The organism is Comamonas piscis (genome assembly GCF_014109725.1).
Lineage (GTDB): Bacteria > Pseudomonadota > Gammaproteobacteria > Burkholderiales > Burkholderiaceae_C > Comamonas > Comamonas piscis.
In genome coordinates this window covers 1,119,850-1,140,577 of record NZ_CP058554.1, presented here as the reverse complement: position 1 = coordinate 1,140,577, position 20,728 = coordinate 1,119,850, and the positions used below count along the sequence as shown (strand labels likewise).

General features: G+C 63.7%; 19 protein-coding genes and 1 pseudogene. 3 read left to right on the top strand and 17 right to left on the bottom strand.

The genetic code is table 11. The features are described 5' to 3' along the window. Positions 1–13: 13 nt before the first annotated feature. Both trxC and HS961_RS05160 read right to left on the bottom strand, forming a co-directional pair. On the bottom strand, positions 14–451 hold the full coding sequence (trxC, locus tag HS961_RS05165; RefSeq protein ID WP_182326686.1) for a thioredoxin TrxC: 438 nt from the start codon (positions 449–451) through the stop codon (positions 14–16). 68 nt (positions 452–519) lie between these two features. Next, on the bottom strand, positions 520–1,380 hold the full coding sequence (locus HS961_RS05160; protein ID WP_182326685.1) for an endonuclease/exonuclease/phosphatase family protein: 861 nt from the start codon (positions 1,378–1,380) through the stop codon (positions 520–522). Between the two features lie 119 nt (positions 1,381–1,499). Between HS961_RS05160 and HS961_RS05155 the strand changes: the two genes are divergently transcribed. After that, complete coding sequence (locus HS961_RS05155) at positions 1,500–1,955, top strand: GNAT family N-acetyltransferase (protein ID WP_238347799.1); 456 nt, start codon at positions 1,500–1,502, stop codon at positions 1,953–1,955. A gap of 179 nt (positions 1,956–2,134) precedes the next feature. Next, a pseudogene (locus HS961_RS05150) lies at positions 2,135–2,660 on the top strand (AAA family ATPase). A 36-nt stretch (positions 2,661–2,696) separates the two neighbouring features. Here HS961_RS05150 and HS961_RS05145 read toward each other — a convergent pair. From HS961_RS05145 to HS961_RS05135, 3 genes are all read right to left on the bottom strand, one after another. Next, positions 2,697–3,404 carry an SDR family oxidoreductase gene (locus tag HS961_RS05145; protein WP_182326684.1) on the bottom strand — a complete coding sequence of 236 codons (708 nt, stop codon included), beginning with the start codon at positions 3,402–3,404 and terminating at the stop codon, positions 2,697–2,699. 289 nt (positions 3,405–3,693) lie between these two features. Continuing rightward, entirely contained in the window at positions 3,694–4,329 is a 636-nt protein-coding gene (locus tag HS961_RS05140; RefSeq protein ID WP_182326683.1) for a TetR/AcrR family transcriptional regulator, read from the bottom strand. 65 nt (positions 4,330–4,394) lie between these two features. Further along, on the bottom strand, positions 4,395–5,285 hold the full coding sequence (locus HS961_RS05135; protein ID WP_182326682.1) for a LysR family transcriptional regulator: 891 nt from the start codon (positions 5,283–5,285) through the stop codon (positions 4,395–4,397). A gap of 186 nt (positions 5,286–5,471) precedes the next feature. On the opposite strand from HS961_RS05135, the gene HS961_RS05130 reads away from it, so the two are divergent. Then, on the top strand, positions 5,472–6,563 hold the full coding sequence (locus HS961_RS05130) for an agmatine deiminase family protein (protein WP_182326681.1): 1,092 nt from the start codon (positions 5,472–5,474) through the stop codon (positions 6,561–6,563). 43 nt (positions 6,564–6,606) lie between these two features. On the opposite strand, the gene HS961_RS05125 is transcribed toward HS961_RS05130, so the two are convergent. From HS961_RS05125 to HS961_RS05070, 12 genes are all read right to left on the bottom strand, one after another. Then, on the bottom strand, positions 6,607–7,005 hold the full coding sequence (locus HS961_RS05125) for a VOC family protein (protein ID WP_182326680.1): 399 nt from the start codon (positions 7,003–7,005) through the stop codon (positions 6,607–6,609). Between the two features lie 38 nt (positions 7,006–7,043). Next, positions 7,044–7,877 carry a carbohydrate ABC transporter permease gene (locus HS961_RS05120; RefSeq protein WP_182326679.1) on the bottom strand — a complete coding sequence of 278 codons (834 nt, stop codon included), beginning with the start codon at positions 7,875–7,877 and terminating at the stop codon, positions 7,044–7,046. Continuing rightward, a complete protein-coding gene (locus HS961_RS05115; RefSeq protein WP_182326678.1) occupies positions 7,874–8,773 on the bottom strand; it encodes a carbohydrate ABC transporter permease in 900 nt (299 codons plus the stop codon). The genes HS961_RS05120 and HS961_RS05115 overlap by 4 nt, the downstream gene beginning before the upstream one ends. A gap of 84 nt (positions 8,774–8,857) precedes the next feature. Then, the gene (locus tag HS961_RS05110; protein WP_182326677.1) at positions 8,858–10,156 is read right to left on the bottom strand and encodes an ABC transporter substrate-binding protein; all 1,299 of its coding nucleotides are present in this window, start codon (positions 10,154–10,156) and stop codon (positions 8,858–8,860) included. 78 nt (positions 10,157–10,234) lie between these two features. Then, positions 10,235–11,260: an ABC transporter ATP-binding protein gene (locus tag HS961_RS05105; protein WP_182326676.1), complete on the bottom strand. Its 1,026-nt coding sequence runs from the start codon at positions 11,258–11,260 to the stop codon at positions 10,235–10,237. Positions 11,261–11,412: 152 nt separating this feature from the next. Continuing rightward, positions 11,413–11,607, bottom strand: a complete 195-nt coding sequence (locus tag HS961_RS05100) for a DUF2905 family protein (RefSeq protein ID WP_182326675.1) — start codon at positions 11,605–11,607, stop codon at positions 11,413–11,415. A 37-nt stretch (positions 11,608–11,644) separates the two neighbouring features. After that, on the bottom strand, positions 11,645–13,258 hold the full coding sequence (locus tag HS961_RS05095) for an amidohydrolase (protein WP_182326674.1): 1,614 nt from the start codon (positions 13,256–13,258) through the stop codon (positions 11,645–11,647). Between the two features lie 632 nt (positions 13,259–13,890). After that, on the bottom strand, positions 13,891–15,885 hold the full coding sequence (locus HS961_RS05090) for a BCCT family transporter (RefSeq protein ID WP_182328137.1): 1,995 nt from the start codon (positions 15,883–15,885) through the stop codon (positions 13,891–13,893). A 374-nt stretch (positions 15,886–16,259) separates the two neighbouring features. After that, positions 16,260–17,162, bottom strand: a complete 903-nt coding sequence (locus tag HS961_RS05085; protein ID WP_182326673.1) for an ABC transporter permease — start codon at positions 17,160–17,162, stop codon at positions 16,260–16,262. A gap of 17 nt (positions 17,163–17,179) precedes the next feature. After that, on the bottom strand, positions 17,180–18,175 hold the full coding sequence (locus HS961_RS05080) for an ABC transporter ATP-binding protein (RefSeq protein ID WP_182326672.1): 996 nt from the start codon (positions 18,173–18,175) through the stop codon (positions 17,180–17,182). Position 18,176: 1 nt separating this feature from the next. After that, the gene (locus HS961_RS05075) at positions 18,177–19,298 is read right to left on the bottom strand and encodes an ABC transporter substrate-binding protein (RefSeq protein ID WP_182326671.1); all 1,122 of its coding nucleotides are present in this window, start codon (positions 19,296–19,298) and stop codon (positions 18,177–18,179) included. 247 nt (positions 19,299–19,545) lie between these two features. Then, the gene (locus tag HS961_RS05070; RefSeq protein ID WP_182326670.1) at positions 19,546–20,514 is read right to left on the bottom strand and encodes a TauD/TfdA dioxygenase family protein; all 969 of its coding nucleotides are present in this window, start codon (positions 20,512–20,514) and stop codon (positions 19,546–19,548) included. Between the last annotated feature and the right edge of the window lie 214 nt (positions 20,515–20,728).

Sequence of the window (20,728 nt, the reverse complement as noted above, 5' to 3'; positions counted from 1 at the left end):
GGGGCAACGCTTTTTACAAAACCGACTGCAGCCAGCGCACGATCTCACCCAGTGGCATCGCGCCGGAGATGCGTGCCGCCTCATGGCCGCCTTTGAACACCACCATCGTCGGAATGCTGCGGATATTGAAGGGCTGGGCCACATGCGGGTAGGCCTCGGTATCTAGCTTGGCAAAGCGCAGCCGGGGCTCCAGCTGTTTGGCGGCTTGGGCGTAGCCGGGCGCCATCTGCAGGCAGGGTCCGCACCAGGGAGCCCAGAAATCCACCACCACGGGGATGTGGTTGCGCCCCAACTGCTTGGCAAAGCTGTCGGCATCCAGCGCGACCGGTTCGCCGCTGAACAAGGGCTGGTGGCAGCTGCCGCAATCGGGCTGCTGGGCCAGCTGCGCGCGCTGCACGCGGTTGGTGGTATGGCAATGGGGGCACACAATGTGCAAGCTGTCTTCGGTCATGGCGCTCTCTCCTGCTGCCCATCATAGGCAGACCTTGAAGGCCCAAGTGCAGGCCAAGGTCGCATATTTCAAGCCAGGGACAGCAGCACCGGCTGGTGGTCGGACAGCTGCGTGGCGCTGTCGCTGTGCCAGGCCCGCACATGGCTGCGCAGGCTGTCGCTGACCAGCGCAAAATCACAGGCCACCGGTGCAGGGCCCCAGGTGCGGTCAAACAGGCAGAAGGTGGGCGGCTGCGGCGCACTGCCATGCAGCAAGGGCCAGCTGTCATGCCAGAGCGCCGAGCCATCGGCCTGCGCAGCCACCAGGGCAGCATAGGCCGCCTCGCCAGCATGCAGGTTGAAGTCTCCACACAGCACCGCATGCGGCGTGTGAGCTGGTGTCGTGTAGGGCGTGGCTGCAGGTGCCGTGCCCGGCCGTGCTGCCAGCTGCGCCAATGACTCGGCATGGATCGCCCGCAGCGCCTGCACCTGCGCCAGGCGCTGGCTGGCGCTGTGGTATTCCAGATGGGTACACAGCACACGCACCAAGCCCAGCACCGGGTCGCGCACCGTCAGCACCAAGCAGCCCCGGGGCATGCTCACCACGCCCACCTCCGCCAGCCAGGGCAAGCGGTGCTGCGCCACCTCGGCCACCGGCAAACGGCTGGCCACCACATTGCCAAAACTACGGCGCTGGCCGCTGGCATCAAAACCATCGGTGGTGGCAGCAAAAAACAGCTGCCAGCCCGGCAGCAGCGCCTGCAGCTGCGCCACCTGGTCACCCGGTGCGCCCGCCAGCCCGCTGTGGCCCACGGCCACCTCCTGCAGGCACAGCACATCAATGCCGCCCGCCCCCTCGCCCATCGCCAGCGCATGGCGCACAATGCGCGCCGGATCGGCCAGGCCATCGAGGCCGCAGCACCATTGCACATTCCAGGTCAGTATTTGCATGTGGAAAACTCTGTGGATAGCCGCGCCGGCTGGCGCCATCGCCTGCCATTGTGCAGCAGGGGCCAGGCGTTTTTCGTGTCAGCGCCCCAAGCCAGACCCAGCGCCTCTATAGTCGGGCGATGCGCAACAACACCCCAGATTCCTTTCAGATCCGCCCCGCCACCGTGGGCGATGTAGCAGCCATGTTCCATGTGCGCCTGGCAGTCAAAGAGAACAGCATGACCAGCGCAGAGCTGGCCGCCGTCGGCGTCACGCCCGAGTCCATTGCCGAGGCCATCCGCAGCACCCCTTGCGCCTGGGTCGCCACGGTCGACGACGAGGTCGCCGGCTTTGCGATGGTGGACCTGGACAGCGCCTGCCTGTTTGCGCTGTTTGTGCGCAGCGACCACGAAGGCCGGGGCCTCGGCAGCGCCCTGTGCCAAGCCTGCGAGCAGGCCTTGTTTGCGCAGCATGAAGCCGCTTGGCTGGAGACGGCCAAATCCAGCCGCGCAGCACGCCTCTACCGCCACCTGGGCTGGGGCAAAGAGAGCAATATCGGCGATGGCGATATCCGCCTGAGCAAGCGGCGCGCTTGACGGTGCGCAGTGCTGCAGGCTGACCAGGCTTCTGCTACATTGCGCTGATGGCTCTTTGTACTACCGCCCGAATTATTCGCATCGTCGAACCGACGGTGGGATAGCGCGCGGCCACGCAAGCAAGCAACCCACCCTGGAGGTGGGTTTTCCGTCTCTGGGGTTTCCTCGAAGGAGATGAAATGAACACCACCCAAGCGCCTGACACATTCGCCGATAGAGGCAGAGATGCCGGCACCCTGCACCTGCTCTGCGGAAAGATCGCGTCCGGAAAATCCACCCTCGCCCGGCAACTTGCGGCGCAGCCCCGCAGCGTGCTGGTCAGCGAAGATGCCTGGCTCGCCCCAGCTCTACCCGGATGCGCTGGTGTCGATCCAGGACTATGTCCTGCTGTCCGCCAGACTGCGCGGTGCGATGCAGCCCCATATCGTGTCGCTGCTGCAAGCGGGTACTTCCGTGGTGCTGGATTTCCCGTCCAACACCCCCAGCACCCGCGCCTGGGCGCGCAGCATTTTTGAAGCAGCAGGGGCCCCGCATGCGCTGCACTGGCTGCAACTGCCCGACGAGGAATGCAAGCGCCGCCTGCGGGCGCGCAATGCCTCGGGCGAGCATCCGTTTGAAACCAGCGATGCGCAGTTTGACCTGATCAGCCAGCACTTTGTCGCGCCGTCAGCGGCGGAAGGCTTTGAGCTGGTGCTGCACGCCTAATACCTGCTACCAGCAACCAGGCCTTTGAACAGGTGCTTAGCCGCGCTGCGGCAGGTAGCTGGGCCGGTCCGCCGCCAGTCCGCGTCTGACTTGCTGCGTCAAGTCATCGGCCAGTACCTCGTCCAGTCCTGCTTCCAGCGCATCAAGCGTGCGGCTGACGATATCCGCGGGGCTGGACTTGGGGGCCTCCAGCCCGCGTGTCAGGTCGGTATCGACAAAGGCCATGTGCAGGCCCAACACCTGCGTCTTCTGGGCAGCCAGCTCGTAGCGCAGCGAATTGGTGAGCGACCACGCGGCGGACTTGCTCGCCGAGTAAGCGGCCAGATCGCTGCCGTTCAACCAGGAGGCAACCGACAGCACATTGAGCAAGCCACCACCGCCATTGGCTGCTAGCACCGGCGCAAAGGCCTTGCTCATGCGCAATACGGCGAAGAAATTGGTTTCAAACATGCGCCTTGCCACGGCTTCGCTGTCTTCGGCTAGAAAACCACCTGTCTGCGCGATGCCGGCGTTGTTGATCACCAGGGTCACATCTGGCGCCTGTGCCACCGCAGCCGCTACGTCCTCGGGATTGTTGACATCCAGCCGCAGCGGATGCACCCCTGCCTGTGGGCTGACATTGGCAGGATCGCGTGAACCCGCATAGACCTTGCTGGCACCACGGGCGAGCAACTCGCGCACAAAGGCCTGGCCAATGCCACGGTTGGCACCGGTGACAAGAACGACAGCGTTAGCAATTTTCATGGGAATCTCCACATTTACCGAGGTTGAAGAAGCGCGCAATGGCGCTGGATGGGGACTTTTCCCCTGGGCATGGCTGGCCGTAACAGAGGCCAGTGCGTCAGGGGTGCATTCAAAGGGAAGAACACGATCTGCGACCGGACGGAGCACCCGCCCCGATCAGCGCTGCGGACTCGCGCAACTGCGCACAACAGCCAGCTCTTTTTGCCAGGGCGATCCAACACCAACGCTTGCAAGGTTGAATTTCGCATGATGATCATCATATTTGAAATCAAAAAAAAGCGGCGCGCTGCTAGGCGCCGCTGTCAGATGCATGGTCGGTTGCCTGATCGACTGGCAGCAGTTGTTTGAGCGCCGCTTCGCGCAAGCTGTCCGACAGCGCCGGATCATCGACCGCACGGGCCAGCAACAGGCTGCCCACCATCGTGGACAAGGTCACCATGGCACGCTCGTGGGCTTGCGCCTGCCCCCAATCGGGCGATTGGCGGGCGATGAGATCCACCATGCCCTTGATGTGCTGGGTGGTCACGCGGCGCACTTCCGGAGCCTGGCGAGCGGTCTCGGAGCCCAGGGCAACCAGGGGGCAAGCCTGCTCGGCATGCTGCACGTGGGCCTTGGACAGGTAGGCACGGAGCAGGGCCTCCCAGCCCTGGTCAAGCGCAGCCTGGGCGGCCACATCGGCCACCACGGCAGCAGATTCTGCACAGGCCAGACTGGCAGCTTCCGCCAACATCGCCTCGCGCGAGGCGAAATGCGCATAGAAGGCCCCATGCGTCAGGCCCGCCTCTTTCATGATGTCGGCCACCCCCGTGCCTCCATATCCGCTGCGGCGGATGGCGCGCGCTGCGACCGACACAATGCGCTCATGTGTCGCTTGCTTGGCAGCTGCTCGGGTGTTGGAATTGTCATTTCGCATGTTGCTCATCATACATAATTTTCCAACCTTGCGTATCGCAGGGTGAATGCCGCGTAGCCCACAACACTCGGTAAAGGTCAACGTGCTGTGCCTTGCGCAGTCAGCCATTGGAAAACTTGCGACACCATCTCCGAGCGGGCAGGCCCTGCGGCACCCGACAGCCACCAAGTGCTGCCCGGCAAGCGCGGGTAGCCCGGCAGCACCTGCAGCTGCCCGCTGGCCAAGCAGCCCTCCACCAGCAGGCTGGGCAAGCAAGCGATGCCCTGGGCGGCCAACACGGCATCGAGCACCAGGCGCGCATCGTCATAAATAGCGCGCTTGCGAAAGTGCGCCAGCGGCCCCAGAAAAAGCGGCGCGGTGGCCTCTGCGGTGAGGCTCTCTTCCAGACACAGCACATCCGTATGCAGGTGCTGCTGCGCCTGCGGAATGCGGCCCAGCTTCTTGGCGATACCCGCATCTGCTACCAACAGCCATTCGTCTTGCAGCAGGGGCAGCTCTTGCAAGCCCGGCTGCAACAGCGGCCGCTTGCTGATGGCGATATCAACATCGATCTCATCGACAAAGCGGGCGCTTTCATCGACCGATAGCACCAGGCTCAGCCCGGGCAGCAGCGCCTGCAACCTGGGCAGCCGGGGCTGCAGCCAGCCGCGCAGCAGCGGCGCGGGGCAGACCAGGGACACCAGGCCGGGATCGAGGTAGGTGCCAATGCGCTCCACGCCGCTGCGCAGCACGCTGAGCGAGCGCTGAACGCTGCGTAGCAGCACCTCGCCTGCAATGGTCAGCTCCACGCCCCGTCCCGCGCGGCGAAACAAGGGCTGCATCAGCTGCGCCTCCAGTTGCTGCACCTGGTGGCTGATAGCAGACTGGGTCACATGCAGCTCATCCGCTGCGCGCGAGAAACTGCCGAGCCGGGCAGCGGCCTCAAAACCCAACAACAGCTTCATCGAAGGAATACGCGGCTCAGACATATGAGAAACATTAATGAATCAACATAAATTTTATCATTTGATCTCATACCTAGCGCCATCCACAATGCGACCTGGTCCGAACATTCGGCAACGCAAACGCTCCGGAAAGGAGCCATTGGAAAAGTGATGAAGACAGGTCAAGATGTGATGCGCAATGGCGCGAACCACCCCAGGGGAGCCAACACCATGCAACGACGACAATTTCTTTCGGCAGGCACCAGCTTGGTCGCCGGTGCCACCGTGGGCATGCCGGTGCAGTCCGCGTCTGCGGCAGACAGCCAAGGGCGCATGTCCGATGAAGGCGAGCGCCATGCTGCTACCTGGATGGCCTTTGGCGCCAGTGACGAAATCTGGGGCCGGCGGCTGAAGGCAGGCGCACAGGCCAATCTGGCACTGATCGCACAGACCATTGCCCAGCTGGAGCCCGTGCAGATGCTGGTCAGCGCACAAGACTACGACTTGGCCGCACGGCTGTGCGGCAGCAAGGTCAAGCTGCTAATACAAGATATTGATGACCTGTGGATGCGTGACACCGGCCCGGTGTTTGTGAAGAAGGCAGGCGGCGGGTTCGCCGGGGTCGATTTCAACTTCAACGGCTGGGGCAACAAGCAGCAGCACCGCAACGATGCCAAGGTAGCGGCCTTTGTCGCAAAAACGGCCGGCGTTCCGGTGCTGAAAAGCAGTCTGATCCTGGAAGGCGGCGGCATTGAAGTGGACGGCCAGGGCACTGCCATCATCACCGAGAGCTGTGTGCTCAATGGCAACCGCAACCCGGGCGTCAGCAAGGCCCAATGCGAGCAGGAATTGCAGCGCGTGCTGGGAATCGACAAGGTGATCTGGCTGCCCGGCATTGCCGGACGCGATATCACCGACGGCCACACCGATTTTTATGCCCGCTTCTGTGCGCCCGGGGTGGTGGTCGCTGGTTTTGAGAACGATACCTCCTCACCGGAGCATGCTGTCACCCAGCGCCACCTGGCCATCTTGCGCAAAGCGACCGATGCGCGCGGCCGCCCCTTGCAGGTGCTGCGGATGCCGGGGCCTGACGATGTCAGGCCGCAGTATGCGAACAAGGACTTTGCGGCTGGCTATATCAATTTCTATGTTTGCAACGGCGCCGTCATCTGCCCTGAATTTGGCGATGCCCGTGCGGACCGCAACTGCAAAGCAATCTTGCGTGAGCAGTTCCCGGGCCGCGATATTGTGCAACTCAATATCGATGCTATCGCCGCAGGTGGCGGCGGTATCCACTGCACCACGCAGCAGCAACCGGCCTGACTGGAGGCGGCGTCTGAGAGGCCTGCCGGGAAAGTGTGATCAGTTAGTTGGGGGCAGCGGGCGCAGGCTCGCGCAGCTGGAAGACATTGCCCTCGCAGTCCACCGCATTGCAGGCGCGAAAGCCTGGCCCTGCCCAGGCGGCTTGCAGTAGCGCACCGCCCAGACTGTCTGCGATGGCGCCTGCATCGGCCAGCGATGGCACGGTGACAAAAAACTTCAGCGCCACGTTTTCGCGCCGCTGGGGCGGCGTGCTGATGTGGATGCGCTCGGCGATGTCGGCCGGGATCGCATGCAGCTCCAGCTGGAAGGCGGTGGATGCCAGCACTACCCATCCAGGCTCGCGGTGCTGCACCTGCAGGCCCAGCACCTGCGCATAAAACTGCGCCACGCGCTCAATATCCTTGACGTACAGCACCACGCCAGCCTGAGCAGTTGCGGACATGCAAGACTCCTGAGCCAAAGAGCGCCACTCTAGCGCTTTTACTTGATCCCTGCCCGCATAAAGCTCTGCACAAACTGGCGCTGGAACAGGATAAAGCCGACCAACAGCGGCGCCGAGGTCATCAAGGTCGCGGCCGTGATGGTGGACCAGTCCACGCCCTGCTCTACGCTGGAGAACACCTGCAGCCCGACGGTGAGCGGGCGCGATTCCACGCTGTTGGTGATGATCAGCGGCCAGAGAAAGTTGTTCCAGTGAAAGCTCACCGACACCAGCGCAAAGGCGGTGTAGACGGGCCGGGCCAACGGCACATAGACGCGCCAGAGAATCTGCAAGGTGCTGGCCCCTTCGACACGCGCGGCCTCGTCCAGCTCTTTGGGGATGCCCATAAAGGTCTGGCGCAGCAAAAAGATCGCAAAGGCCGAGGCAAAGTACGGCAGGCCAATCGCAAAGAGCGTATCGACCAGGCCCAACCGGGCCATGGTCTGGTAGTTCTCCACCAGCAGGATGTCGGGCATGATCATCAGCTGCACGAGCACCAGCGCAAAGGCGATGTTCTTGCCTCGGAACTGGTAGCGCGCAAAGGCAAAGGCGGCCAAGGTGGACAGCACCAGCTGCGCCGCCAAGATCATGGCCACCAGCAGGGTGGTGTTCAGAAAGTAGCGCGCAAACGGCGCCGCGTCCCAAGCATGGCGAAAGTTCTGCAAGGTCCAGGGGGCGCCCAGGTCAAAGCGAGTCGCGTATTCGCTAGGGTGGAACGCCGTCCAGAACGCATAGGCCAGCGGCAGAATCCACAGCAGCGCCAGCAGCCAGGCGGCGAAGGTATCCAGCCAGGTGTGGCGGTAAATAACGGCAGGGGCTTGGCGGCTGCTCATTGGTAGTGCACCTTCTTGTCCAACACAAAGAACTGGAACAGCGCCACGCTGGAGAGCACCACCACCAGCACCACGGTGATGGCCGCCGCATAAGCCGTATCCCAGAACTTGAAGCCCACCTCATACAGGTGGTAGAGCAGCAAGGTGGTGGCATTGTCCGGGCCGCCCCGGGTGAGGATGAACACATGGTCCACCAGGCGGAAGGCATTGATCACCGCATTGACCAGCACAAACACCGTGGTGGGCATCAGCAGCGGCCACTGCACCCGGCGGAAAAAGTACCAGCGCGAGGCGCCCTCAATCGCCGCCGCCTCCTTCAGGCTCGGGTTCAGCGTTTGCAGCGCTGCCAGATAGAAGATCATGAAAAAGCCGGCTTCCTTCCACACCGCCACCAGGGTGATCGCCCCGAGCGCGGTGGACGGGCTGCCCAGCCAGTTGTGCGAAGGCAGGCCCAGCGCGCCGGTGACCTGCTCCAGCAACCCATATTGCGGCGTGTAGAAGAACAGCCAAATATTGGCCACCGCAATCATCGGCAGCACCGTGGGCGTGAAGTAGGCCATGCGCACAAAGGTGCGGCCAGCGATGCGCTCGTTCACCCACACGGCCATCAACAGCGCCAGCCCGATGGAGGCCGGAATCGTGGCCGCCGCAAACCAGAGGTTGTTGCGCACCGCCTGCCAGAACACCGGGTCGTCCACCATCGACTGGTAGTTCTCGACCCCCACCCATACCGCTGGGCGGGCGCCCTTGGGGGTGGAGTAAAAACTGTCGATCAAGGTCGCCACGGCGGGCCAGTGTGTGAATGCCACCAGCAGCACCAGCGCAGGCAGCAGCAGCAACCAGGCGTGGATGCTGCGCTGGCCGCTGCCGGCGATGGACGAGGAAGAAGCGCTCATGCGTGTGGTGTCTCTCAATGGGATGGGATGGTTCCCCCACCCTGCCCCGGCATGGCCTGCAAGCGGGCCATGCCGGGTACGGCTTTACTGGTAGCTGCGCAGGATGCGGTCGGCTTCCTTCTGCGCATCCTTCATCGCCTGCGCCGAGGTCTTGGTGCCGTTCAGCGCGGCCTGCACTGCGTCGTTCAGCACCTTGGTCACGCGCTGGTTGTCATGCGTCGAGAACTCGGCCACCGAGACGGGCAGTTGGTCGCGGGCGACCAATGCTGGCGGGAAATCCTGGCCGTATTTCTTCAGAATCGGCGTGTCATAGGCGGCGGGCGACACGGCCACATAGCCGCTGTCCATGCTCCACTGCGCAGCACGCTCGGGCTGGGTGACCCACTTGGCAAACTCAAAGGCGGCCTGCTGCTGCTCCTTGGCCGCCTTTTTGAAGATGTAGAAGTTGCCGCCACCGGTGGGGGAGCCGCCCTTGCGCACATTGCCGGCGATCTGGCCGACGCCAAAATCAAACTTGGCATTGGCCTTGATATTGGTCAGGTTGCCGGTGGTGGTGACGATGATCGCGGCCTTCTTTTCCATGAAGTCTTTCGGGGTCGTGCCCCACTCAATCACGCCCTTGGGGTGCACGCCTTCTTTGGTCAGGTTGACCCAGTAGTCCAGCGCCTCGATCACCTTGGGGTTGTCAAAGTTCACCTTGGTGCCCGCCTCATTGGCCAGCAGCACATCGTTGGGGGTGGTCAAGGTCTGCAGCATCCAGTAGGCAAAGCCGGTCGATGGGATCTGGATGCCGTACTGGGTCACATTGCCGTTGGCGTCTTTCTTGGTGAGCTTTTTGGCCGCGTCGCTAAGCTCCTTCCAGGTCGCGGGGGCCTTGTTCGGGTCCAGACCGGCTTCCTTGAAGGCTTCCTTGTTGTAGTACATCACCACGGTGGAGCGCTGGAAAGGCAGGCCCCAGGTCTTGCCACCCGTCTGGCTGTTGGCCATGAAGGCGGGGTAGAAGCCCTTGAGCCAGGCCTTGTCGGCATCGGTCTTGGCGAAGTCGTCGATCGGCGCAATCGCATCTTCGTCGATCAAGGTGAACATGTCGGTCGACAGCAGCACCGAGGTGGCTGGCGCCTTGCCTGACTTGTTGGCGGTGAGCGCCTTGACGATGGTTTCCTGGTAGGTGCCCGCGTAGATCGGCGTGATCTTGTACTGGGGATGGGCTTTGTTGAAATCATTGGCATAGCCATCGATCACCTTGGTGATCGGGCCGCCCACGGCCACGGGGTAGTAGAAAGGCACTTCCAGCGGATCGGCGGCATGCGCCAGACCGGCACCCAGGCCGAGCATGGCGACGGCCGAAGCGGCCAGGGTCTTCAAAAAGATATTGCGTTGCACGGAATCACTCCTCGGGTTATACGCCTGCCTGCAGGCGCTGCACAAACAGCTCAGTCAGAGAAAAAATGGGGGTCTGCCTCAGGCCATGCGTCGGCCATTGGCATCGAAGAAATGCATGTCCTCGGCGCGCCAGCCCAGGCGGAGGGCCTGCCCCACGGCCACGCTCTGCTGGCCGGGTGCGCGCACCGTCATCTGCTCGCTGCCAATCGCGCAGCGCAGCACCATATCGGCGCCCAGGTATTCGGTGCCGATGACCTGGGCCTCAACGCCTTCTGTGTCCAGGCACTGCACTGCCTCGGGCCGCAGGCCCAGCGATGCGGCACCTGCCGGCACGGGGAGATGCACCTGGCTGCCGGCAACGGCGCCTTCGCTCAGCCGCAACAGGTTCATCGCCGGCGTACCGATAAAGCGCGCCGCAAAGGTGCTGGCGGGGCGGGCATACATTTCGCGCGGGGTCGCGCACTGCTCCACCCGGCCCTGGTGCAGCAGCACCACCTGGTCGGCCATGCTCATGGCTTCGGTCTGGTCATGGGTGACATACACCACTGTCAGCCCCAGGCGCTGCTGCAGCTCGCGCAGCTCAGCGCGCATCTCCTGGCGCAATTGCGCGTCCAGGTTTGACAGCGGCTCATCCATCAGGCAGACATGGGCCTGGGCCACCAGCGCCCGGCCCAGCGCCACACGCTGCTGCTGGCCACCCGAGAGCTGGCCCGGCTTGCGGTCCAGCAGCTGGGCCAGGCCCAGCAGCTCTGCCGTGTCCTTCAAGCGTTGGTCGGCCTCGGCCTTGGGCACCTTGCGCACCGCCAGGCCAAAGCCAATGTTCTCAGCCACCGACAGATGCGGAAACAGCGCATAGTTCTGGAACACCATCGCAATGCCGCGCTGCGCGGGCGGCAGCTGCGTCACATCGCGGCCTCCAATCAGCACCTGGCCGGCGCTGGCCGTTTCCAGCCCTGCCATGATGCGCAGGGTCGTCGATTTGCCGCAGCCCGATGGCCCGAGCAGCACGCAAAAGCTGCCCGGCGCGATCTGCAGATCGACCGAATGCAGCGCCGTGGTGCTTCCCCAAGATTTGGCAACTTGCCGTAACTCAATGCTTGACATCGCGCCAGTGTATGAAAGCGCGATGACAATTTGTTTACAAGCTTTCCCTTAGCTGACGGGGCTCTCCTGGGGTGGCGGGCCTATCCACTCCCTGAATTTACTTACAACCATGACAAATGTTGCAGCGCATCAAGGGTGGCCGCTGATCAGGACTACAGCCAGCGCGCAATCCCGGCCGCCATCAGGCTCAGCACCACGGTGGTCGCAATCGGCAGCCACAGGGTTCTGCCAAACAGCCGGATCTCAAAATCCCCTGGCAACCGCCCCAGCCCTAGCTTGCGCAGCAGCGCGGCAAAGCCGTTGAGCAGCAGCAGCGCCAGGAAAATCACAATTAACCAGCGGATCATCGCAGCGCCTCCGAAGGGCTAAGGGCCAGTGTGCTCATCATGCGGCGCGGTAGACCTGCTCGCCGGCAATCCAGGTCTCCTGCACGCGCAGGCTGCCAATGTCGGCGACGGGCACGGTGAAGATATCGCGGTCCAGCACGGCAAAGCTGGCTTCAAAGCCGGGGGCAATCTGGCCCAGCTGGCCCTCGAACGGCGACAGGCTGGCCGCACGTGCGGTGTAGAGCAGCAAGGCCTGCGGCACCGTCAGCGCCTGGCTGTCCACAATCGGGGCGCCGTTGTAGGCGCGGCGCTGCACGGCGGCCTGGATGGAGACAAAGACATTGTCCGGATCGGCCCAGGTGGTGGCCGGCGCATCGGACGACAGCGCCACATGCGCAATCTCTTCGTAGAAGGTCTTGAGCGCGTAGGACTGGTCGAACTCCGATGCCACCAGGTTCTCGGTATAGGCCTCGTACTCGGCAAACATGAAGATGATCTGCGTGGCCACGCCCCACTGCATCGGCATGGCGTTCATCTGAGCGATCTGCGCGGGCTTGAGCAAGGTGGCATGCTCCAGCCGCACGGAAGGCACGCCGCCAGGCAGCCAGGGCTTTTTATCGGCAAAGAAGTCGATCACCAGCTGCAGGGCCGCATCACCCATCGCATGCACCGCCATTTGCGCGCCGTTGGCGACCGACCATTCATAGGCCTGCGCCAGCGCCGCGCTGCTGAGCAAGGACATACCAAACAGGCTGCCTGTGTGCTTGTAGGCGCAGCTGCACCAAGCGGTCTTGCCGGAGATGGAGCCATCGGCAAACAGCTTGATGCCGGCAATCTTCACCCGGCCATCCTTTTGCGCGGCCTCTAGCCCCGTGCGCAAATCACCCTTGCAAGGCTCCCAGGAAAAATACAGCGCCGCCTGCTGCTTGAAGCCTGCCTGGGCGGCATCGCGGTACACATCAAGGTGATGGAAAGGCTGGGTGAAGGCCATCATGTCGGTCACCGCCACAATGCCGCGCTCGCTGAAGCGCTGCGAAGTGCGCGCCAGGCTACCCACCGCCTGGGCGTAATCCAGCACCGCCTTGGCGCGCTGCACCACGCTGTTGGCTGCCAGCTCGGTCAAGACGCCATTGGGCGAACCATCAGCATCGCGGCCAAAGTGGCCACCGATGGGATCGGGCGTGTCCTTGCCAATGCCCGCCAGCGCCAGCGCGCGGCTGTTGCAGATGCCCGAGTGGCAGTCGGAGCGGCCCACATACACCGGCTGCGTGGTCGATACCAGATCCAGGTCATGGCGCGTCGGCGTGCGCCCCTCCTTCAGCTTGGACTCGTCATAACCCCAGCCCTCAATCCAGTCGTTGGGCCCGAGCCCCGCCTTGGGATGCTGCTTCAGCGCCGCAACCAACCCCGGAATGTCTTCGACCAGCGGCACCGTGCAAGGCACCGCATCAACGATCTGCGACAAAAAGGTCGGGTGCGTATGCACATCAATAAACCCCGGCACCACCGTCCGCCCCTGCAAATCCACTTGGCGATCAGCCGCCGGCTGCGCCGCATCGCCCACCTGCCCCACCCAGCGCACCACCCCACCCTCCACCACAAAAGCCGTCGCGAAATCGCTCTCGCTGCGGCCGGTAAAAACATGGGCATGGGTGAACAGGCAAGAGGACATGACAAAGGTTGCAAAAGCAAAGGCGGCAAAGAAGCCGCCATTGTCCGCGATTGCAAGAACCACCCAGCAAACCGCCGCCCCGGATGTTCCAGCCACCAGCCAAGCAGCAAGCGCAGCACCAAGGCCAAATATTGAATGCGGCTGTTCAGAACAGCCAACTACGCAGCGAGCGCATCGCCCGAACCACCACCACCAATGGCGAGATGGGCGCGTAGGCGCGACGTCGGGGGCGCAGACAATACGCCTGTATGGCAAGCCCCCGCAACAAAGCCTACGCGCCCATATCGCCACCCCAAAACGAAAACTGCCAACGCCACGAACAACAACAGCACCGCCAGTGCGAAGGTTCACCACTGCCCCAAAGCATTGGACTTCAAAACAACCACCCAAGCAGCGAGCGCAGCGCCTGAACCATCACCACCAATGGCGAGATGGGCGCGTAGGCGCGACGTCGGGGGCGCAGACAATACGTCTGTATGGCAAGCCCCCGCAACAAAGCCTACGCGCCCATATCGCCACCTAAAAACGAAGACTACCAATGCCCCAAACAACAACAGCACCGCCAGAGCAGTCACCCCACAACAAATAGCCAAGACAAAAAAGAAAAGCCACCCGAAGGTGGCCAAAAGAACTTACACAGGATCTGTATGCCCTGGTGCTCGGTTGAGCATTTGCGTTCGCTTGTCTGCGCTGAGGGAGAGATAGCGCTCGTATTGGCGGAGTATGTCGGCAATGAGCTCCTCGCTGCGCAAATACTGCACGTCATAGCCCGACCGTCCGTCTTCAAAGAAGGTCACTGGCTCATACATATAGCGGCGCTCCTTGCTGCCCGCACTCTCCCGCACCGTAAAGGTGGGAATCGTGCGGCGCACGGCGCGCACGCCGTAGACAAAGTCACGCAGCTTTTCGACGGGCACAACCAGGCGCACTTCACTGTCGGCATCACCTTCCAGGCTGTCTTGCACGTGGGCCTGCAAACCCCGCTTTTGCATCTCGGCGGCGACCTCGTTCATCGCAGGCAGCACGGTGGCCTGCAAAAAGCGCTGCACATCGGCTTTCAGTGGTTGGTGCACGATCTGCTCCAGGCGCTTGCGCCAGTGCTGGCCGCTCCAAAAGTTAGTAGCAGGCGCCAGATCGGGCGAGTAGTGGGCCAGGTCGGCGACCATGCCGCGCCACAGCCCGACGCAGAGCACCAGCAGGATGAAGGCCACCGGCAAGGCCGCCACCAGGGTGACGGCCTGCAGAGCACCCAGGCCACCGGCGAGCAACAGCACGATGGAGGTGAGGCCCAGCAGCACGCACCAGAACAGGCGCTGCCACACGGGCGATTCGTTGTTGCCCCGGGATGCGATGGAGTTGACCACCAGCGCGCCCGAATCGGCCGAGGTGATGAAGAACACGCCAATCAGCAGCACAGCCAGCCACGAGACGGGTTTGACCCATGGCAGGTACTCGAAGAAGCGGAACAGCAAGGCATCCACATTGGTGGCGGTCTGCGCCAGCGCGCCGCCTGCCAGGTTCGCATCGGCCCAGATGGCGCCGTTGCCAAAGGCGGTCATCCACAGCAGGTTGAAGGCGGTGGGCACTAACAACACGCCGATGACGAACTCGCGCACCGTGCGGCCGCGCGAGATGCGCGCGATGAACATGCCGACAAAAGGCGACCAGCTCACCCACCAGGCCCAGTACAGAATCGTCCAGCCGCCAAACCAGCCCTCTTCACGCGAAGGCGCATAGGCAAAGGTGCGCAGCGACATGCCAACCAGGCCCTGCAGGTAGTTGCCGATGTTCTCACTCAAGGCCTTGAAGATATGCGCCGTGGGGCCGGCGATCACGACAAAGCTCAGCAGCAGCACCGACAGCAGCATGTTGAATTCGCTCAGGCGGCGCACGCCCTTGTCCACGCCCAGCAGGGCCGAGAGGCTGGCCAGGGTGACGACCACCACAATGACGGCGACCAGGAACCCGGAAGACTCGGTTTCCCAACCGGTCAGGGTGTGGATACCGGCAGCAATCTGGCGCGCGCCATAGCCCAGCGTGGTGGCAATACCGGCGATGGTGCCCACCAGCGCGAAGGCATCCACGCCATGGCCGATGGGCCCGTTGATGCGGTCGCGCAGCAGCGGGTACAGCCCCGAGCGCATCGTCAGCGGCAGGTTGTAGCGAAAGCCGAAATAGGCCAGCACCAGGCCCATGGTGCCGTACACCGCCCAGGCATGAAAGCCCCAATGGAAGAAGGTGGCCTCCATCGCCTCACGCGCGGCAGCGGGCGTGCCCGGCTCCTGCGTGGGCGGGCTGAGGAAATGCTGCAGTGGCTCGCCCACGCCAAAGTACATGAGGCCAATGCCCATGCCGGCGGCAAACAGCATCGAGGACCAGGAGACAAAGCTGAACTCGGGCTTGGCATCGTCCGGCCCCAGGCGGATATCGCCATAACGGCTGGCGGCCAGCACCACCAAAAACAGCAGGAAGGCGCTCAGCGCCATCACATAGAACCAGTCAAAACTGGCCACTACCCAACGCTGCGCGCCGGAGAACAAGCGGTCTGCGGCATCGGGCGCCAGCACGCAGACAAGCAGCAAGGCGGCGAGCACCACCAGCGCTGGAATCACCACCGGCAGCGACATGGTCGAACGCTGGCTGGACCGCAGCGCTACCGTGGCTTCAGGCGCTTGCGCAGTAGGCTCCGGGGTCGGTGTGCCCGGGGCCGGCGTGGCGCCAGCCTCGGGCGATACCGCCGTATCGGGAGAAGAATTGGTCATAGGTACACCCAAGTTGGGAGCACGCCCCATTCGTCACAGGCGTGCCGCAGCAACCTTCCGGCCCCCCATGGGCGCGGCCAGGCACCGCAAAACCTATCAGTATGCATTAATTGATTATGAAAACACTATGCGGAGGATCACTCAATCTTCAACAATCGCTACTGTCTTACAAACTGCGCTGTCTTGGCGCTTGGGGGTTGTTGGGATGAGACCACAACCCCCGCATCCCAGCCACCGGCTCAGCGCTGCACGCCCCAGCGCTTGACGGTCACCCTCTCCAGCGGGTGAAACACCAGGTTCTCCACCAGCAGGCCGATGATGATCACCAGCGCCAGCCCAGCAAATACCTGGTCGGTATAAAGCTCATTGCGGCTTTGGAAGATGTACCAGCCCAGGCCTCCCTTGCCCGACGAGGCGCCAAACACCAACTCGGCGGCGATCAAGGTGCGCCAGGCAAAAGCCCAGCCAATCTTGAGCCCCGAGAGGATGGACGGCAACGCAGCGGGCACCAGAATCTGCAGCACATAGCGGGCGCCATGCAGACCATAGTTGCGGCCGGCCATGCGCAAGGTCTCGGGCACCGACTGAAAACCGGCATAGGTCGCCAGCGCCAGCGGCCACAACACCGAATGCACCAGCACCGCCAACAAACTGGCCTGGCCCAGGCCTAGCCACAGCAAGGCCAGCGGCAAGAGCGCAATGGCGGGCAGCGGGTTGAACATGCTCGTCAAGGTGGTCAGCACGTCGCGCCCCCACTGGCTCGACACCGCCAGCACCGTCAGCAGCAAGGCGCCGGCCACACCCAGCAGATAGCCCTGCAGCAAGATGCCCAGCGACACCGCAGCCTTGCCCAGCAAGACGCCATTGCCCAGCTCGCGCAGCAAGGTGGTCGCTGTCTGGCCAAAGGTGGGCAGCAGCAGGTCGTTGTCCTGCCAGCGGGCTGCCAGCTCCCAGGCCAGAGCCAGCACCACCAGGATGATGGCCTTGCGCAAGGCCGGGTGCTGCAGCAGCCGCCGGGCCAGCGGCAGCCGGCGCACCGTTAATTGCTGCGGCACATCGGGCAGCGCGTATTCGGCCTCGGGGCGCAGCGGTGGCTGGGCCTTGGTGGTGCCCGGCCAGGCAGATAGTGGGGTCGATGCCATGGATCGCTTTGCTCCGTTCAGGCCACGCGGCGCAGCGCTGCTGCCTCGCTGGGCGGGGTGTTTGTTGCGCTGGGTGCGCCGGCGCGTTCTTCGTCAAACAGCAGCCGGTGGATGCGCTGGTGCGCGGCCTCAAACTCGGCACTGCCGCCGCTGGCCAGGCCAAAGGCATGGGCATTGATTTCAGCCCGCAAACGCCCCGGGTGGGGCGAAAGGATAGCGACGCGGCTGCCGACTACCAGCGCTTCTTCAATCGAATGGGTAACAAACACCAAAGTAAAGCGCAGCTCCTCCCACAGCGCCAGCAGCTCCTCTTGCATGCGCCGCCGCGTCAGCGCATCCAACGCCGCAAAGGGCTCGTCCATCAGCAGCACCTGCGGGTGCATGGCCAGCGCACGGGCAATGGCCACGCGCTGCTTCATGCCGCCCGACAGTTGGTGCGGATGCACATCGGCAAAGCGGCTCAGGCCCACCTTGTCCAGGTACAGATCAGCGCGCTCGCGGGCCTCCGCCTTGCTGGTGCGGCGCGATGCCAGCAGCGGGAACATCACGTTCTCGCGCACCGTCTTCCAGGGCGGCAGCTGGTCAAATTCCTGGAACACCATCACCCGGTCCGGCCCAGGACCCGCTACCTGCTTGCCGCCCAGGCGGATCGCGCCTTCGCTCACTGGCACAAAACCGGCCATGGCCTTGAGCAAGGTGGATTTGCCGCAGCCCGATGCCCCCAGCAGCACAAAGCGCTCGGCCGCATGCACCTGCAGGCTCACCTGGTGGGTGGCGCGCAGCACACGCTCATCGGTCACATAGTCGATGCTCACCCGGTCCACCTCTAACAAGGCGGAATTGCCTGCCGGCACTGGGCTCGCCGCTGCTGGCACAGGGCTGGCGCGGCTGACCAGGCGGTCCGCCAGCTCGGCCTCGGCCAGGCTGGCATAGGGCTCGGCCGCGCTGCGCAGCCAGCTGCCCCGGGCCAGCGCTACATCGCCATCTGGGCTTGCAAAAGAGGGCCAGCGCATCTCAGTTGCCTCCGGAGATTCGGGGGTCGTCAAAGAAATAGTCGCGCACCGATTCGGGCTTGGTCTTGATCACGCCCACCCGCTGCAGAAACTGGCCCAGGCCCACGGTGTTTTGCGGCTGGATGGTGAACTGCACTTGTGGGTTCTTGATGATCTGCAGCACCAGGTTGCGATCGACCTTGCCGCCGCCACCGCTTTTCAAAAAGATATCGGCCGCCTGCTCGGGGTTGGCCTGCACAAAACGCGCCGATTCATCAAGCGCATCGAGGAAGGCGCGGTAGGTCTTGGGGCTCTCCTGACGGAACTTCTCGGTGGCATACAGCACCGTGGACGAGGCCGGCCCGCCCAGCACCTCATAGCTGTTGAGCACAATATGCGCGTTGGGGTTGCCGGCCAGCTCCACTTCCTGGAACGGCGGGTTACCAAAGTGGGCGGTGATCTCCGTGCCGCCCTTGATGATGGCCGCTGCCGCATCGGGGTGCGGCAGCGCCACCTGCAGTTTGTCAAGCCGCTGGTAATGCTGCTCGCCCCAAAGCTTGGCAGAGGCGTACTGCAGCACCCGCGATTGCACCGATACGCCGACGGCCGGCGTCGCAATGCGGTCCTTGTCCGTGAAATCGGCAATCGTCTTCACCTGCGGGTTGTTGCTGACCAGGTAGTAGGGAAAGTTGCCCAGCGAGGCCACGCCCTTGACGTTCTGCTTGCCCTTGGTGCGGTCCCAGAGCGTGAACAGCGGTGCCACCCCGGCGCCACCAATGTCGACATTGCCCGAGAGCAGCGCATCGTTGACCGCTGGCCCTCCCGAGAACTGCAGGTAGCTGACCTTGATATCCACGCCCTGGGCCTTGCCCTGCTTTTCGATGAACTGCTGGTCCTGCGCCACATTCAGCAGCAAGTAGACGATGCCGTACTGCTGCGCAATGCGCAGCTGGCCCTCGGCAGCCTGGGCGCCACCGGCGGTCACGCCCCAGAGCGCAGCCGTTGCCGCCAGCACCGCTGCGGCGTTTTTGCTGGCCGCGCCCAAACCGGCGCAGCGTGTAGTGGCAGCGGCACGGGCGGACGGTGGAGTGGCTGGGTTGCCGGGCGGCTGGCTGCGCAGCGCCCATGGATTGCGGAAGTTCATAGTAGGTGTCAGGAAATAACTGGAATCGTTGGGCCGCCGTGCAGCACCACCGCGCTCTGGGAGCGGATGGGCGATCACGGGGGGCTGGCGTCAATCGCCGCTGTCAGGGGAGCGTGCAGCGCTGCCGCAATGGCGCGCGCTGGCGATCAACAACAGGCCGCAGCGAGGCTCAGCGATAGCAGAAACAGCTGCTGGCGGCGCTGCGGCCGCGGCAGCCCTGTGGCGCGTGGCGTGTGCTGGGCGGCATTCATACCGGCACATCGCCTTCGATGGTGGTGCGGTACAGCTTGCGGCGCTGGCCGGCCGGCACGCCAGTGGCCAAGTGCAGCACGGCGCGGTTGTCCCAAAACACCATATCCCGGTCGCGCCAGTGGTGGCGGTAGACAAACTGCGGCTGGGTACTGTGCGCAAACAGCTCGGCCAGCAGCGCAGCCGAGCGGGCTTCGGGCAGGCCCAGAATGCGGGTGGTGAAATGCTCGCTAACAAACAGCGATTTGCGACCCGTCTGCGGATCGGTGCGCACCACCGGATGGACGGCGGGCTTGACCTCGGCCACCTGCGCGGCGCTCAGCGCGGGGCGGAAGGCATTGCGCTCGCGCAGTGCCTCATATTTCAGCAAATAGCTGTGCTCGGCCAGCAGGCCCACCAGCTGCTGCTTGAGGGTATAGGGCAGCGCGTCATAAGCAGCGACCTGGTCGGCAAACAAGGTGTCGCCGCCCTCCTCGGGCAGCTCTTGCGCATGCAGCAGCGATCCCATCGCCGGCTGGGGTTTGTAGGACAGGTCAGAGTGCCAGTACGCGCCGGCATCGCCCAGGCCCACGGGCTGGCCGTTTTCAATGATGTTGGAGACGATCAGGATCTCGTCATGGTCCGCCAGCTGGTAGTTGCGCAGCACATGGCGCTGCAGCGGGCCAAAGCGGCGGCTGAAGGCAATCTGCTCGGCGGGCGTAATTCGTTGGTTGCGGTAGACCACAACGCTGTGGTCCTGGTGCGCCTGCTGCAGCCGGGCAAAATCCTCCGGGCCGAGCGGGCGGGACAGGTCCAGCCCGACGACCTCGGCGCCCAGCCGCGTCTGCGCCCCGGCCGGTTGCTGGATGGGCTGCACCCGAAAGCCTTGTGCGCTGCCGCTGGCATGGCCCGCGAGATGCGCGCTGTCGGGCACGGGGCGGCGAAAGAAAAACGGGTGGGCGGTCAGAACATCAAACAACGCGGACATGGCAGCTTCCTTGGCGGTCCAGTGATGAACCCACTGTAGAAGGCGCGTTGCGATCAGAAAACGAATTAAAACGCGTATCTTTATGCGGAAACCAACGATAGGCTACGCGTGCCGTCATCAGGCCGTCATGCAGCGCTGCGACCATAGCAGGCTGTCGGTGCACAACAAGCCAGCCTTGCATGTTCTGCGCCAGGGCGCTCCCACTAGAGCCCTC

Bases quoted from the DNA above. Each gene is read 5' to 3' on its own strand.
- trxC (WP_182326686.1), bottom strand. From the start codon at position 451: ATGACCGAAGACAGCTTGCACATTGTGTGCCCCCATTGCCATACCACC.
- HS961_RS05160 (WP_182326685.1), bottom strand. From the start codon at position 1,380: ATGCAAATACTGACCTGGAATGTGCAATGGTGCTGCGGCCTCGATGGC.
- HS961_RS05155 (WP_238347799.1), top strand. From the start codon at position 1,500: ATGCGCAACAACACCCCAGATTCCTTTCAGATCCGCCCCGCCACCGTG.
- HS961_RS05145 (WP_182326684.1), bottom strand. From the start codon at position 3,404: ATGAAAATTGCTAACGCTGTCGTTCTTGTCACCGGTGCCAACCGTGGC.
- HS961_RS05140 (WP_182326683.1), bottom strand. From the start codon at position 4,329: ATGATGAGCAACATGCGAAATGACAATTCCAACACCCGAGCAGCTGCC.
- HS961_RS05135 (WP_182326682.1), bottom strand. From the start codon at position 5,285: ATGTCTGAGCCGCGTATTCCTTCGATGAAGCTGTTGTTGGGTTTTGAG.
- HS961_RS05130 (WP_182326681.1), top strand. From the start codon at position 5,472: ATGCAACGACGACAATTTCTTTCGGCAGGCACCAGCTTGGTCGCCGGT.
- HS961_RS05125 (WP_182326680.1), bottom strand. From the start codon at position 7,005: ATGTCCGCAACTGCTCAGGCTGGCGTGGTGCTGTACGTCAAGGATATT.
- HS961_RS05120 (WP_182326679.1), bottom strand. From the start codon at position 7,877: ATGAGCAGCCGCCAAGCCCCTGCCGTTATTTACCGCCACACCTGGCTG.
- HS961_RS05115 (WP_182326678.1), bottom strand. From the start codon at position 8,773: ATGAGCGCTTCTTCCTCGTCCATCGCCGGCAGCGGCCAGCGCAGCATC.
- HS961_RS05105 (WP_182326676.1), bottom strand. From the start codon at position 11,260: ATGTCAAGCATTGAGTTACGGCAAGTTGCCAAATCTTGGGGAAGCACC.
- HS961_RS05100 (WP_182326675.1), bottom strand. From the start codon at position 11,607: ATGATCCGCTGGTTAATTGTGATTTTCCTGGCGCTGCTGCTGCTCAAC.
- HS961_RS05095 (WP_182326674.1), bottom strand. From the start codon at position 13,258: ATGTCCTCTTGCCTGTTCACCCATGCCCATGTTTTTACCGGCCGCAGC.
- HS961_RS05090 (WP_182328137.1), bottom strand. From the start codon at position 15,885: ATGTCGCTGCCGGTGGTGATTCCAGCGCTGGTGGTGCTCGCCGCCTTG.
- HS961_RS05085 (WP_182326673.1), bottom strand. From the start codon at position 17,162: ATGGCATCGACCCCACTATCTGCCTGGCCGGGCACCACCAAGGCCCAG.
- HS961_RS05080 (WP_182326672.1), bottom strand. From the start codon at position 18,175: ATGCGCTGGCCCTCTTTTGCAAGCCCAGATGGCGATGTAGCGCTGGCC.
- HS961_RS05075 (WP_182326671.1), bottom strand. From the start codon at position 19,298: ATGAACTTCCGCAATCCATGGGCGCTGCGCAGCCAGCCGCCCGGCAAC.
- HS961_RS05070 (WP_182326670.1), bottom strand. From the start codon at position 20,514: ATGTCCGCGTTGTTTGATGTTCTGACCGCCCACCCGTTTTTCTTTCGC.